The sequence below is a fragment of the Capnocytophaga ochracea DSM 7271 genome (genome assembly GCF_000023285.1).
Taxonomy (GTDB): domain Bacteria; phylum Bacteroidota; class Bacteroidia; order Flavobacteriales; family Flavobacteriaceae; genus Capnocytophaga; species Capnocytophaga ochracea.
Genome location: NC_013162.1, coordinates 875,076 through 889,550, shown reverse-complemented (window position 1 = coordinate 889,550; position 14,475 = coordinate 875,076). Strand labels below are relative to the sequence as shown.

At 42.0% G+C, this 14,475-nt stretch carries 15 protein-coding genes and 2 pseudogenes; all 17 read right to left on the bottom strand.

What is annotated here, in order from left to right; translation table 11 throughout:
• Window positions 1-7 precede the first annotated feature (7 nt).
• The gene (gene serS, locus COCH_RS03710; RefSeq protein WP_015781993.1) at window positions 8-1,279 is read right to left on the bottom strand and encodes a serine--tRNA ligase; all 1,272 of its coding nucleotides are present in this window, start codon (window positions 1,277-1,279) and stop codon (window positions 8-10) included.
• A gap of 31 nt (window positions 1,280-1,310) precedes the next feature.
• Window positions 1,311-1,556, bottom strand: a complete 246-nt coding sequence (locus COCH_RS03705) for a hypothetical protein (RefSeq protein WP_009419478.1) — start codon at window positions 1,554-1,556, stop codon at window positions 1,311-1,313.
• Between the two features lie 116 nt (window positions 1,557-1,672).
• Window positions 1,673-1,936 (bottom strand): SemiSWEET family transporter, encoded by a 264-nt coding sequence (locus COCH_RS03700; RefSeq protein ID WP_009412761.1) that lies wholly within the window; start codon window positions 1,934-1,936, stop codon window positions 1,673-1,675.
• 74 nt (window positions 1,937-2,010) lie between these two features.
• Window positions 2,011-2,448: an RrF2 family transcriptional regulator gene (locus COCH_RS03695; RefSeq protein ID WP_009419476.1), complete on the bottom strand. Its 438-nt coding sequence runs from the start codon at window positions 2,446-2,448 to the stop codon at window positions 2,011-2,013.
• A 16-nt stretch (window positions 2,449-2,464) separates the two neighbouring features.
• On the bottom strand, window positions 2,465-3,610 hold the full coding sequence (locus COCH_RS03690) for an acyl-CoA dehydrogenase family protein (protein ID WP_015781992.1): 1,146 nt from the start codon (window positions 3,608-3,610) through the stop codon (window positions 2,465-2,467).
• Window positions 3,611-4,078: 468 nt separating this feature from the next.
• Window positions 4,079-4,912, bottom strand: coding sequence for a helix-hairpin-helix domain-containing protein (locus COCH_RS03685; RefSeq protein WP_015781991.1), 834 nt, complete (start codon window positions 4,910-4,912; stop codon window positions 4,079-4,081).
• Window positions 4,913-4,939: 27 nt separating this feature from the next.
• Window positions 4,940-5,674, bottom strand: coding sequence for a 23S rRNA (guanosine(2251)-2'-O)-methyltransferase RlmB (rlmB, locus tag COCH_RS03680; RefSeq protein ID WP_015781990.1), 735 nt, complete (start codon window positions 5,672-5,674; stop codon window positions 4,940-4,942).
• A gap of 316 nt (window positions 5,675-5,990) precedes the next feature.
• Entirely contained in the window at window positions 5,991-7,025 is a 1,035-nt protein-coding gene (locus tag COCH_RS03675) for an Acg family FMN-binding oxidoreductase (RefSeq protein WP_015781989.1), read from the bottom strand.
• A gap of 500 nt (window positions 7,026-7,525) precedes the next feature.
• The gene (gene gdhA / locus COCH_RS03670; protein WP_015781988.1) at window positions 7,526-8,866 is read right to left on the bottom strand and encodes an NADP-specific glutamate dehydrogenase; all 1,341 of its coding nucleotides are present in this window, start codon (window positions 8,864-8,866) and stop codon (window positions 7,526-7,528) included.
• A 155-nt stretch (window positions 8,867-9,021) separates the two neighbouring features.
• A pseudogene (locus COCH_RS03665) lies at window positions 9,022-9,252 on the bottom strand (T9SS type B sorting domain-containing protein); the annotation flags it as partial.
• 78 nt (window positions 9,253-9,330) lie between these two features.
• Window positions 9,331-10,293, bottom strand: a complete 963-nt coding sequence (tsf, locus tag COCH_RS03660) for a translation elongation factor Ts (protein ID WP_015781986.1) — start codon at window positions 10,291-10,293, stop codon at window positions 9,331-9,333.
• Between the two features lie 123 nt (window positions 10,294-10,416).
• Window positions 10,417-11,142 carry a 30S ribosomal protein S2 gene (gene rpsB / locus COCH_RS03655; protein WP_015781985.1) on the bottom strand — a complete coding sequence of 242 codons (726 nt, stop codon included), beginning with the start codon at window positions 11,140-11,142 and terminating at the stop codon, window positions 10,417-10,419.
• A gap of 111 nt (window positions 11,143-11,253) precedes the next feature.
• Complete coding sequence (rpsI, locus tag COCH_RS03650; protein ID WP_002674299.1) at window positions 11,254-11,640, bottom strand: 30S ribosomal protein S9; 387 nt, start codon at window positions 11,638-11,640, stop codon at window positions 11,254-11,256.
• The gene (gene rplM, locus COCH_RS03645; RefSeq protein ID WP_002674296.1) at window positions 11,640-12,095 is read right to left on the bottom strand and encodes a 50S ribosomal protein L13; all 456 of its coding nucleotides are present in this window, start codon (window positions 12,093-12,095) and stop codon (window positions 11,640-11,642) included. Before rplM ends, rpsI begins: the two co-directional genes overlap by 1 nt.
• A 306-nt stretch (window positions 12,096-12,401) precedes the next feature.
• On the bottom strand, window positions 12,402-13,430 hold the full coding sequence (locus COCH_RS03640; RefSeq protein WP_262481559.1) for an anaerobic C4-dicarboxylate transporter: 1,029 nt from the start codon (window positions 13,428-13,430) through the stop codon (window positions 12,402-12,404).
• Between the two features lie 109 nt (window positions 13,431-13,539).
• Window positions 13,540-13,731: pseudogene (locus COCH_RS12580) on the bottom strand (anaerobic C4-dicarboxylate transporter family protein); the annotation flags it as partial.
• A 169-nt stretch (window positions 13,732-13,900) separates the two neighbouring features.
• Window positions 13,901-14,464, bottom strand: a complete 564-nt coding sequence (gene purN / locus COCH_RS03635) for a phosphoribosylglycinamide formyltransferase (RefSeq protein ID WP_041546917.1) — start codon at window positions 14,462-14,464, stop codon at window positions 13,901-13,903.
• Window positions 14,465-14,475: the final 11 nt, after the last annotated feature.

Genomic DNA, 14,475 nt, shown 5'->3' with positions numbered 1-14,475 from the left:
GTTCGCACTAATTAATAATATCGAAGCCTGTGTATTTTCTGAGGACTTCGGGTACTACAATACCATTGGGGGTTTGATAGTTTTCTAAAATACCGGCTAATACGCGCGGGAGGGCAAGTGAACTACCGTTGAGGGTATGTGCTAAGCGGTTTTTACCGTCGGCGTCCTTGAAACGCAATTTAAGACGGTTGGCTTGGAAGGTTTCGAAGTTAGACACTGAGCTTATCTCTAACCACTTTTCTTGAGCGGTGGAATATACCTCGAAATCGTAAGTAATTGCTGAAGTAAAGCCTAAATCGCCACCACAAAGGCGCAAGATATGGTAAGGTAGTTTCAACTCATTGAGAATGCCTTTTACGTGTTCTATCATTCCTTCGAGTGCTTTATAAGAGCGGTCGGGGTGTTCAATGCGTACAATCTCCACCTTGTCGAACTGATGCAAGCGGTTGAGTCCGCGTACGTGAGCGCCATAGCTACCGGCTTCGCGACGGAAGCAAGGTGTATAGGCGGTACAGCAGATAGGCAAATCGCTTTCGTTGAGCAAGGTATCGCGGAAAATATTAGTCACAGGCACCTCAGCGGTAGGGATAAGGTAGAGGTTATCTACCCCTATGTGGTACATCTGTCCTTCTTTATCAGGTAACTGACCGGTGCCATAGCCTGAGGCTTCGTTTACTACGTGAGGCACTTGGTATTCGTTATAGCCTGCTTCGGTGTTCTTGTCGAGGAAGTAGGTAATGAGAGCGCGTTGCAGTTTTGCTCCTTTGCCTTTGTACACAGGAAAGCCTGCACCAGTGAGCTTTACGCCTAACTCGAAATCGATGAGGTCGTACTTCTTGGCGAGTTCCCAGTGAGGAAGAGCGTCTTTACCTAAATCAGGAATAGTGCCTGCCTCGAATACTACTACATTGTCGGCTTCGGAAGTACCTTCGGGCACCAACTCATTAGGGATATTAGGCACGCGGTAGAGCAAATCGTTAAGCTCCTCTACGGTAGTGTTGAGGGTATCGGTAAGGGTTTTGATATCTTCTTTAAGGGTAGCGGTTTGCTCTTTAAGGGTATTAGCTTTATCGGTTTCGCCTGCTTTGAAGAGGTTGCCTATTTCCTTAGAAAGGTTATTGGATTTCGCCAGTGTTTCATCGAGGGAAAGCTGAGTGCTACGGCGTTTTTCGTCTAAGGCGATAATATCGTCTATGAGAGACAACTCTTTAAAGTTGCGCTTTTTAAGACCGGTGAGCACGCGGTCTTTTTCTTCTCTAATAGTGTTTAGTTGTAACATATCTTTTCAATTAACAATTGACAATTGACAATTAACAAGGGTGTAGGGGGTTAATCTTCCATTGTTCTTCTAAAAGCATTTTACGCATTTGTTCTTTACTAACTTTTGTCTTTTTCTCAGCACGAGCCTTATCAACCATACTAAAGAACTCTTGCTCTGTCATTTCAGTATCATCTGTTACTTTTAGTATCTTAAATTTTAAACTTTTAAGTGCTAATTTAGCTTCTTCTAAGGATATTCCTTTAGGAGGTTCAATGGTTAAAGTTCCTGTTCTCATTTGTTATTATTTTTTAAGTGTTAGGATTTGACGTAAAATGTAATAAGTATTTTCAACTTTGCCAAAGTTTCGAGCCACACGGGCAAGAAACTTTGGTAAAGTGTGTGATACCTCAATTACAAAGCAGTTGCAAAGGCAAATAGACCAAAGACAATACCTGGTAAGTTCGCTAATAATATAGGATAGTCTCTTTTGGGTTTTTTGAAAAAGCCATATATCACCCATAACGAGCAGTTAATTGCTGCTACCAAAGGCTGTATAGGATTCCCCTTGTGTCCTGCAAGGTTATCACTGATTTGTGGTATGTATGACACATACATACTAATAGAGGCAGCCATTGCTACCCAACCTAAAATGTTAAAGAGTTTTCCGTTCTCCATATATAATTATTTTTTAAGTTTATATACTACGATAAATTTGTAAATAGATAATTGCTCGTGCGACTAACATCTAATTACTCCGTAGGTGATAAGAAAGCAGTTTTATCAGCAATTTTTTGAGCAAAGGAGGCTATGGAGTTCTCGCTAAGTTCTCGCATAAAATTATCTCTGAAAGGCTGTACGGAAGCGTGTAACGGACAGGGTTTCTCTGATGAACACTCTTTGAAGCCCATCGCACAAGCGATAAACTTATCGGCTTCACCTATTTGCTCTACAACGGTCATTAAAGGAGCTTGTTTTTCCTCATCGGAGAGCCAAAAGCCTCCTCCAGGTCCTTTGTTGGAGCTAATTACCTTTTTGCGGGCTAAAGTTTGCAATATTTTTGCCAAAAAGGGCGTAGGAATATGTAGCGCTTCTGCCACGTCTTTGGGCGCTATTCTATGGCTTGCCGACGAGTGTATGGCAAGGTATATTACTGCATTGATGGCATACTTGCTGGAATTGGATAACATATTCGTTCGTTTTTAATTATGAGTTCTTATCTATTTGTCGACTGATGACTAATTTCTGTATTTCGGTTGTTCCCTCGCCTATGGTACACAATTTGGAGTCACGGAAGAATTTTTCGACCGGAAAATCTTTCGTATAACCATAACCGCCGTGAATTTGAATGGCTTCGGTAGCTACACGCACACACACTTCGGAGGCGTACATCTTTGCCATTGCCCCCGATAGAGTTACGCGCTGACCGTTGTTCTTTTGGAAAGCCGACTTATGCAAGAGCAGTTCGGAAGCTTCTATTTCGGTAGCCATATCGGCGAGTTTGAAACCAACGGCTTGTAGGTCGATGAGGCGTTTACCGAACTGCATACGTTCTTTGGCGTATTTGAGGGAGGCTTCGTAAGCGCCTTTGGCAATACCCAAAGAAAGAGCACCGATAGAAATACGTCCGCCGTCTAATATCTTCATTGCTTGAATAAAGCCGTCGCCTACTTCACCCAAACGATTGGCATCGGGGATACGACAATCTTGAAATATCATTTCGGCGGTTTCGCTGGCGCGCATACCGAGTTTGTTTTCTTTTTTACCACTGCTAAAACCCTTCGTACCACGTTCGACTACAAAGGCTGTAATGGCGTGTTTGTTACCCTTCTCGCCGGTACGAGCAATGACTACGGCTATCTGTCCTGTTTTGCCGTGAGTAATAAAGTTTTTAGTACCGTTCAGTATCCACTCGTCGCCGTCTTTTACAGCCGTAGTAGCCATACCTCCGGAATCAGAACCGGTATTGTGTTCGGTAATGCCCCAAGCACCTATCCATTCACCTGAAGCCAATTTGGGCAACCAGCGTTGTTTTTGCTGTTCGCTACCAAAGCTAAGGATATGATTTGTACAAAGAGAGTTGTGAGCTGCTATTGAGAGCCCTATAGAAGGGTCGACTTTTGAGATTTCTTCCACAATCGCGATATAATCGTGGTAGTCGAGACCTGAGCCACCATAGGCTTCGGGTACTAAAACGCCCATAAAGCCAAGTTCGCCTGCTTTGCGGAATACCTCCACAGGAAATTCCTGACTTTCGTCCCATTCCATCACGTGTGGACGGATATATTTTTCGGCAAACTCTTTAGCCGCATCGGCTACCATTCGTTGTGTTTCAGAATAGTTAAAATTCATTCGTTATATGCTTATTCTAATACCAAGGGGCAAAGATATAAAATAATTACGAATTACGAATTACGAATTACGAATTTTTTAATCAGAGGGAGAAAAGAAGAGTGTTAATTGTCAGAGAAGTGTTATTCAATAAAAATGGTGCATAGTGGCAATAAGATTGAAGAAAAAATGTTAAAGTTTGTTATATGTCTGCATTTTTTTCAGTATTAAACAAAGAAAATACTTTTAGGTATTTTATACTATAAAACATATTAATCAGCTGTAAAACAAATAAATAAATGTTTTACGTTTTCTGAAGAACAAGCGAACCTACACTGAAGGTAAAGCGAAGCTAAGACGAACCTAAGACGAAGGAAAGACGAAGGAAGGGCGTTAGTTAGTTGAATTTCAGTTGGTAGAAAGAGGGAGTTTACTTATTGAAAAAAAAGTGTTAAAGAAGAACGATATTCTTTTTAATCATCTTGAAGGCTACTGTTCGATATAGAGATACAACTGCAATCGGGCGATACGTTGTTTATCAAAACCCTCTATTTGCAAAAGGTCGTCGAAGGATTTGAGGGTACCGAGCTCAGAACGCAAGCCTACTATCTTTTTGCCTTCTCCGTATTTCACATAAGGAATTTTGCTGAGTTCGTACATATTGAGAGTATTGATGTCCTTCTTCTCAATCACGGGTGTTGTTTGTACCTCAAAGCGCTCGGCTACTCGTTCGTACACTTCCTTTTCGAGTCCGTAGACTTCTGCCACTTGGTTGATATAGGTAAAGCCGTGCAATTTGTTGCGGTATTTCAAGATGCGATTAGAAAAGCCTTCGCCTATACCGTAGATTTTCATCAGTTCTTCGGCAGTTGCGGTGTTGATATCTTGTTTGGGAAAGTGTTTTTGAGGGTATTTTTCATAGACATAAGAAGAAGTTCTGCGGTTTTTCACCCATTCGGGGAACTTAAAAGAAGGGGCTATTTTGTGTAGAAGACTGTCAGGCACACCGGTTACTTGTTGGAACTCTTCGGCAGAATTGACATACTTATTCTGTGCGCGAAAAGCTTGCAAGCGGTCGATTTGCTCTGGAGAGAGTCCGAGTTTGAAGCCTTTGTAGTCTGTAATAAAATTGGGATTGAAGGGGTAAATGGTATCTTTTTTAGGCAAGGAAACAAGAGTTCTTAACGAGTCCATCTCCCGTTGAAGTACAGTAGTTTCAGTAGGGGCGAAAGTGCGGTTAAAGCTGAGATTACGAAAGGCGAATTGTAGTGCTATGATGAGCAATAGCAAAAAAAGGACACCTCGGGTTTGTTGGCGGTTCATCGGTTTTAGGAGATAGGGGTTGGAGAATTAGAGTCGTTGTTTGAGAGCTTCGTACAAGAAAACAGCACAAGCTACCGAAACATTTAGTGAGCTAATATCGCCTACCATTGGCAATTTGGCTTTGCTATCTACTACTTTGAGTACTGCTGGCGATACCCCGACGTCTTCCGCCCCCATAACAATAGCGGTAGGTACCGTAAAGTCTTCGGTGTATAGCAATTGACTAGTCTTTTCGGTCGCTGCCACTACCCTAATGCCACTGCCTTGCAGGTAGTAGACCGCATCTACAAGGTTTTCGACCTTGCAGATAGGCACGCGAAACACAGCTCCAGCCGAGGTTTTGACAGTATCGGCGGTGATACTCACACTGCCACGCTTAGGAATGATAATCCCCGAAACACCTGTACACTCTGCTGTGCGGATAATCGCACCAAAGTTGCGCACATCAGAAAGGTGGTCTAACACGAGGAAAAGCGGTGTGGCTCCGCTTTCGGTAACTGAGATTACCAAATCCTCAAAATTGTGATAATCTACGGGGGAGAGGTTAGCGACTACCCCTTGGTGGTTTTTCTTGGTAAGGCGGTTCAGTTTCTCAACGGGCACATATTGTACGGGCACTTGGGCTTCTTGCAATAAGGGCATTAGCTCTCTAAACAAAACACCTTGTAAGCCTTTTTGCAAAAAGACTTTATCGATGGTTTTACCTGCTTTGAGAGCTTCTATCAGGGCACGAATGCCGTATATTTGGGATTCTTGTTGCATCTTTCAAGATGAGGCTTGCGCCTCAGAAATTTTACAAATCTTTTTCAAAATCAAACAAAGGGTGATTGAGGGGACAAAGGTAGTGTATAATTAGCAAATGAGCAAATTTGCTCATTTGCTAATTAGTAGCGAACCAAAGTTGATATCACAAAAACGATGGAGAGGTTTATAACCATTTGATTATAAACCTCCCCTTATTCACATACTCACCTGCGCCAGCTCGCTGACTTCCTCAAAGAGGGGGAATTGTAGTGACTAAAAGTGACAACCAAGCTTTTTATGATACCTTATAGAGTGCTACTACGCATTGGCTAATTTACTCATTTTTAAATTTACTAACTTCTTTGATATCTTTTCTCTTGGAATAAGCTACGGGCTTCGCATAGCCGATGCGCAAGAGGATTTGTGGATAGGCTTTTGCAATGGGTAAATCGGCTTGGAGTTGCGCACGGAGTTCGGGCACTTCACACGGTTGATTGAGGTAAGCATTGGCGATGCCTGCTTCGGTGAGGACGAGCAAAAAGCGTTCTAATAAACGACCTGTGTTTATCCAAGTGCGGATATCGTCTTTCTCAGAAGTGATAAGCACTATATCGGAGGAAGATTGTATCTTCTTCAAGTCGGTTTTGTTTTGCTTATCGGCTTTTAGTGATGCCTTTACAATGGGCTCGGTTACCCAACGAGGGAGATTAGGAGCGCCGAGCACTGCGTAACTGAGTCCGTCGTGAGTGCTTTCAGAATGCTTTTTGTTGAAGCGTATCCACGAGAGAAGTTCGTTTTTGAAAGCGGGGTCAGCCATTTGCACGGCATTGCCTTGCATTACTGCTTCGGTGAGTGTTGCAAAAAGCGGAGAACCATTGGCGAAAGTGTAGAGCTTTACGCCTGTATCGTCCATAGCTTTGCTTACTAAACTTTCGAGTAAAGAAGCGTCGATGCGCTTGCCGTCGTATACCGAGCGGTTGGTTTGGCGTTTAGGAATGACAGCTGCTAAGGAACTGGGTGTTACATCTTCTCGTTTTTGCAAAAGCACGGTGATGACGCCTTCGCTGGTGAGTTGCACCTGAGTGTGATAGTGCAATTCGGTAGCTTTTAGGCAGAGGTTTTCCAGAGCACAGCCCAAGCTCATAAACAATTCGCGGTGTTTGCCGTCTACGGCAGGAAGCGCTTTGGTAAAATCGGGCGTAATAATGATGCGGTTGTTCTCAACAGTGAAGAACCAAGGTTGAGAATTGTGACCTGAAGGGGCTTGTGTAGCCGCAGTGACCAATGTGAGGAGGTCAGGATTTTGACCGTTGGACTTTAAGGCAGTCAACGTCATAAGAAGTGTGATACTAAACATTTTTAAGTTCATTTTTAAGTTGTTTTTGTTTTACAGTGCAAAGTAACGGTGAAAAAGCGATGAAAAAATGAATTTGGGTTAAGAAATGCGTGAATGACAATTAGAAAATTTGGAAATTAGCAAATGAGTAGTGGTAAAAATAGTTTTTTGACAGGTCTGGCTTGTCGAACAAATCGGACTGGTCAGGGAGTTCGGAAGGAAACGGAATTTTTCAGAAGGGGGTTAAGGGGTTTTTTGGTGAAAAATGGCTGTTAGGAGGGTATGCTTAGCTTATAGAAAGCTTATAGGAAGCTTATACGAATCTTGGACGATTGGTATAGGAAGGGTATATAACTAGTTGATAGTGAATAGTTAAAAGCGAGTGGTTAGAGGGTGAAAAGCGAGAAGAAAAGCGAAAGAAATCGGTATTTATATATAAAGATTATTCATAAGAAGTAAATGGATTAAAAAAAGCTGCTTCATTTTAAGAAGCAGCTTTTTTGTTGATTGTTCATTATCAATTGTTCATTAAATTAAACCACGCCTTGATCGAGCATCGCGTGAGCTACTTTCATAAATCCTGCGATGTTAGCCCCTTTCACGTAGTTAATATAACCATCTTCCTGACCATATTTGAGGCAAGCGTTGTGGATGGACTCCATAATTTGGTGTAACTTAGCATCAACTTCTTCAGCTCTCCACGCGAGGTGCGCTGCATTTTGAGTCATTTCAAGACCCGAAGTAGCTACTCCTCCTGCATTCACTGCTTTACCTGGGGCGAAAGGCAATTTAGCATCTTGGAACACTTTGATTGCCTCAGGAGTACAACCCATATTCGATACTTCGGCAACGAGTTTTACACCATTTTTGATAAGCATTTGAGCATCATTGCCGTCTAATTCGTTTTGGAATGCACAAGGTAAGGCAATATCACAAGGGATAGTCCACGCTTTTTTACCTGCGGTAAACTTACTTTCTTTAGCAAATTTTTCGGCAAAAGGAGCTACAATATTGCGGTTAGAAGCACGAAGCTCCAATAGGTAGTTAATCATTTCGTGAGTCATACCATTAGGTACTTCTACACAGCCATCGGGACCTGAAAGTCCGATAACTTTGGCGCCCAACTGGGTTGCTTTTTGTGAGGCGCCCCACGCTACGTTACCAAAACCTGATACTACTACGCGTTGTCCTTTGATGTCTCTGCCGAGTTTTTTAAGCATATGGTCTACGAAGTAGAGCGCGCCATAACCTGTAGCTTCAGGACGAATGAGCGAACCTCCCCAGTTGATACCTTTACCGGTGAGTACCCCAGTGTTATACTCGTGGGCTAATTTCTTGTACATACCGTACATATAGCCTATTTCGCGTCCGCCTACACCCACGTCGCCAGCAGGCACGTCGGTATCAGGACCTATGTATTTCCAAAGTTCGAGCATAAATGCTTGGCAGAAACGCATAATTTCAGCATCGGATTTACCGGTAGGGTCGAAATCAGAACCCCCTTTAGCGCCTCCCATAGGTAGGGTAGTAAGGGCGTTTTTGAAAGTTTGTTCAAAACCGAGGAATTTAAGCATTGAAGGGTTTACAGCTTTGTGGAAGCGGATACCACCTTTATAAGGACCTATGGCAGCGTTGAACTGCACGCGGTAACCGAGGTTGCTTTGCACTTCACCTTTATCGTCAACCCAATCCACGCGGAAGGTATGAATGCGGTCGGGCTCTACGATGCGCTCTATAATTTTAGCTTTGGCAAATTCGGGGTGCTGGTTGTACACCTCTTGTACTGATTCAAGCACTTCGTGTACTGCTTGCAAGTACTCTTTTTCTCCTGGATGTTTTGCCTCTAAGGAGGTCATTATTTTTTTTACGTCCATAATATATTTAATTAGTTATGAATTATGTGTTAATGAATTATTTAGTTACACAAATATATTAATGAGCGACAAAAGTAGTTAATATTATTGAAACATACAAAGAAAACGAAAGAAATTTTTATTAAAAAGATTTATTTTCAAAAGAAAATGAAGTTTTACCTCACATATAAAAAGCCTTTTTGTTGTTCTTCTTTTCCGTGCTTGCTGTAACAAACGATATAGAAATAAGTGCCGTGAAGAGCTTTGTTATTCCCTATAAAACCTTTGGTATTGGCATAACCTCTAAAATAATCGCCTTTTTTGCCATAATGCTCGTTTTCATATACTTTTAACCCCATTTGACCAAAGATGAGGAGATGAATAGGACTATTAGCTTCTGCTCCTTCTGGCAATTAGTAGTTAAAGAAAAACTCCCCCTACTTGATAGTAAGAGGAGTTTTAACTATGTCATTTAAATATATAAATTACAAGGCTACGCGTTTGAAAGCTGTAATCTCTACATTTTTAGATTTTACAAAATCGGATACTTTTTTACTTTCATCGTAGATGTACACTTGGTCGAGGAGAGCTTTCTCTTGGTCGAGGGTAGTGTTATCGGAGATGAAGCGTTGCATCTTACCAGGAAGGATTTTATCCCAAATTTGTTCTGGTTTACCTTCAGCTTTCAATTCAGCTTTAGCATCGGCTTCAGCTTTAGCTAATACTTCGGGAGTGAGTTGCGCTTGTGAAACGTATTGAGGTACGTGTTTGAGCGGTTTGCCCAAGCGGTGTAGCTCTTCGTTTTCTTTTTCGATAATAGCGATGCGTGCTTCAGTTTCTTTAGCGATGTACTCAGGAGAGAAATCTTTGTAAGAAAGAGTTTCAGCACCCATAGCAGCGATTTGCATTGCCAAGTTTTTACCTACTTCGGTAGCATCAGCGATTGCAGCTGATAAGCCTACGATTGCAGCGATTTTGTTGCCGTGGTGAATATAAGAACCTACGAAAGGAGCTTCTACTTTTTCGAAAGCACCGAGTTCTATTTTCTCACCGATAACGCCTGTTTGTTCGAGGAGTTTTTCGGCTACGGTAATGCCTTTGTAGTTAAGGGCAAGAAGTTCGTCTTTGCTATTTACAGTAAGAGCGAGATCAGCTAAATCTTTAGCAAGGGCTACGAAATCGGCGTTTTTAGCTACGAAGTCGGTCTCACAGTTGAGAGAGATGATAGCACCTACAGTGTGGTTAGCATTTACTTGAGCGATAGCAGCCCCTTCTTTAGAATCGCGGTCAGCGCGTTTAGCAGCTACTTTCTGACCTTTTTTGCGCAATACTTCAATTGCTTTATCGAAATCGCCTTCGGCTTCGATGAGGGCAGCTTTACAGTCCATCATACCTGCGCCGGTAGCTTGGCGGAGTTTATTTACGTCTGCGGCGGTAATATTTGCCATTTTTATTAATGTTTATCCTCTCCCCAGCCCTCCCCCGAGGGGAGGGAGAAGCCGGTGAAAGTGAGTTAAAAAATAATTTTAAGGCTTTGACAAAGTTAGGGACTTTGCCAAAGCTTATTTGATTTATTCAGCTGCTTCAGCTTCTTTGTTAGCGTCGGCTGTTCTACCTGAAAGACCTTCGTTTACAGCTTCGGTGATGTAAGAAAGTACTTTTTCGATAGCTTTAGAAGCGTCGTCGTTAGCAGGGATAGCAAAATCCACCTCACGAGGGTCGGAGTTTGTATCTACCATTGCGAAAATAGGAATGTTTAATTTTTGCGCTTCTCTTACAGCGATGTGTTCACGGAGTGTATCGACTACAAATAGAGCACCAGGGAGGCGAGACATATCGGCGATAGACCCTAAGTTCTTTTCGAGTTTTTCGCGCATACGTTCTACGTGTAGTTTTTCACGTTTTGAAAGGGTATCGAAAGTACCGTCTTTTTTCATTTTATCGATAGACGACATTTTCTTTACTGCCTTACGGATAGTTACAAAGTTAGTAAGCATACCACCAGGCCAACGCTCGGTGATGTAAGGCATTTTTACTGAAGTTGCTTTTTCGGCAACTACGTCTTTTGCTTGTTTTTTAGTAGCCACAAAAAGCACTTTTTTGCCAGAGGCTACGATTTTTTTGAGGGCTTCAGCAGCCTCTTCAATTTTAGCAGCGGTTTTGTACAAGTTGATTACGTGGATACCGTTGCGTTCCATATAGATGTAGGGAGCCATATTAGGATTCCATTTGCGGGTAAGGTGACCGAAATGTACGCCTGCATCTAATAAATCTTTAATTTCTATGTTATTTGCCATTTCTTTTTAAATAGTTTACGTTCCTACTATTAGCAATAGCTTGGAGAGGTTTTGTAAATTTTAAATAACCGCCTGAGCCATTTGGATGCTAAACTAAGGAGCAAATTGATATTAACGTTTAGAGAATTGGAATCTCTTACGGGCTTTTTTCTGACCGAATTTCTTGCGTTCAACCATACGAGGGTCGCGTGTTAAAAGCCCTTCGGGTTTCAATACGGCGCGGTTTTCAGCGTCGAGTTCGCAAAGTGCGCGAGCGATAGCCAAACGAACGGCTTCGGCTTGACCTGTGATACCACCACCATACACGTTTACTTTTACATCGTAAGCATCTTCAGCACCTACAAGGCTGAGGGCTTGTTTTACTTTGTATTGTAGTGTAGGGGTAGTGAAATAATTGTTGAGTTCGCGTTTGTTTACGGTGATAGTACCGTTACCTGCTTTAAGGTAGATACGCGCTACGGCGGTTTTTCGTCTACCAATGGTGTGAATTACTTCCATTATTTCAAATCGTTTAAGTTAATGGTAACAGGTTGTTGAGCTTCTTGTTTGTGCTCGGTACCTGCATACACTTTTAAATTACGTAAAACTGCTGCACCCAATCTTGTTTTTGGCAACATACCTTTTACAGCTTTTTCGATGATACGTTCTGGGTGTTTGTCGAGGAGTTGTTTTACTCCTGTGAAGCGTTGTCCTCCTGGGTAACCAGTGTGGCGAAGATAAGATTTATCTTCCCATTTGTTCCCTGTAAGGTTGATTTTCTCGGCGTTGATAACGATTACGTTATCACCACAATCAACGTGAGGGGTAAATTCGGGTTTGTACTTACCGCGAAGTAGCTTGGCTACTTTAGAGGCAAGGCGACCCAAAGTCTGTCCATCAGCATCTACCAAGACCCACTTTTTATTTACAGTGGCTTTATTGGCAGAGATGGTTTTGTAGCTTAATGTGTCCACTCTTTGTGATTTTTATTAAAAATTAAACATTCCTTAATAGTGTCATCAAACGACACTTTTATTTTTAGGGCGCAAAAGTACGACAAATATTTGAAACTGCAAAATTTTTGAGAGGTAAGAGGTAAGAGGTAAGAGGTAAGAGTGTGGGAATTAGCAAATTAGCAGTTAGTAAAAAAGAGCTTTTTTAGACAATAGAAATTTCAACTTTCTTATATTTAATCATTTATTATAAACATTAAAAAAAGCCATTCAGAGAGTCTGAACGGCTTTTTTCGTTATAATTAAATGAAGTGTAAAACAATTTTATTATCGTATCAGTACCTCGGCTAAGCCAATCCCTACCAAACAGGCTACTGCTACAGCGATGAGCCCTGGCACCATAAAACTGTGATTAAAATAATACTTGCCTATTTTGGTTGTACCGGTGGGGTCGAAATTGACTGTGGCAATATCCGAAGGATAGTTAGGGATAAAGAAATAGGCATAAGTAGCGGGCATTATACCGATGAGTAGTGGCACGGGTAAATTCATAGCAATGGCTACTGGTAACATCATCTTGGCAGTGGCTGCCTGACTGTTTACAACTACTGATACTGCGAAGAGGGCAAAGATAAACGTCCACGGATAAGCTTGTACCATTGCAGTAATACCATCGCGGAAGTAAGGCATTGCATAAGAGAAATAAGTATCGCTCATCCACGCAATACCAAAAATGGCGATACAGGCTACCATTCCCGATTTAAACACTACCCCTTCGGGCACTAACTTTACTGGGGTTTTACAAGTGATGAGAATAAATCCTCCAAAGCAGAGCATTATCATCTGGATAATAATCCCCATTGGCACGGTAGTAGAGGTTGCTACACCATCTTCCATCACTTGAAAAGTACGCACTTCGGGCAAAAGCGCCAAAGCTACAATCACTACAATAGACGATAGGAAGATATACACTGCATTTTTAGACGATTGAGGAATGACGTCGTTCAAGGTTGTTTTACTGCTATTGAGAATCTGGTCACGGTACACAGGGTCTTTCAAACGACGTTGGTACTCGGGGTCGTCTTCCAATTCTTTACCACGGCGCAAACTATAGAGCGACATCGCAAGCATTCCGATGAAAGTAGCAGGAATAGTTACTGAAAGGATATTCACCAGAGTGAGATTGTGCCCTCCTTGCATATGAAAGAGATCGAGCAGTTCTTTGCCTAAATAGACGGTTACTACTGCCGAAATAGGACTGGCAGTAAGTGCCAACTGTGAAGCTACTGAAGCTGCTGCCATTGGGCGTTCGGGGCGTATCTTGTTCTTTAAGGCGATATCGCCAATGATAGGCAAGAGAGTAGACAGCGTGCCCTGTACCCAGCATAAAAGTAAGCATATAAGTAGCCATAGGACCTAAGAAGGTGATTTGCTTAGGGTTTTTCCTAAGTATCTTTTCGGCTACTTGAAGCATAAATTTCAATCCGCCAGCAGCCTCTAAGATAGAAGCACAAGTGACGACTGCTAAGATAATGAGCATTACCTCAATAGGGGCTGAAGCAGGAGGCATTCGGAAGATAAATACTTCAACAATGAGTCCTACTCCTGAAATAACTCCTAAACCAATTCCTCCGTAACGGCTACCAATATAGAGCATTACCAAGAGGAAGAGAAATTCGAGAACTAATACGTATGTATCCATAAAACCATAATTTTTATAGAAAGATAATTTCTTTCGTCAAGTTACTTTTTCAAGCAACAAAAGTATAAAATAATTACGAAATACGGATAAGAAATGACGAATTTTTTCTGTTTTTATTTTTAGTTTAAACTAATATCTCTTCTATTACTTTTGGGAAATATTCATATTCCAATAAGTGAATTTTTTCGGCTAAGGTGTCGGGAGTATCGGTGGGAAGTACGGTTGTTTTGGCTTGAAAGATGATATTACCTTCGTCGTAATGTTCGTTTACATAGTGAATGGTGATGCCACTTTCTTTTTCGGCATTGGCAATGATGGCTTCGTGCACGTGTGAGCCATACATTCCTTTACCGCCATATTTGGGCAAAAGAGAAGGGTGTATGTTGATGATTTTATGAGGATAAGCCTCAGTGAGATAAGCAGGTACTTTCCACAAAAAACCTGCCAGCACGATAAGGTCGGGGTGCTGGGATTTAAGGACATTGAGGACGATATCCGACTCATAGAACGCTTGTCGGTTGAAGACTAAAGAGGGAATGGCTAAGCGTTTGGCACGCGTGAGTACGCCTGCCTGAGGGTTATTGCAGAGTATAAGGCTTACCTGCGCAGTGCCTTTTTGGTGAAAATAGGTAGCGATACGTTCGGCATTGGAGCCTGAACCTGAGGCAAAAATGATAATCTTTTTCATAGGGGGTAATT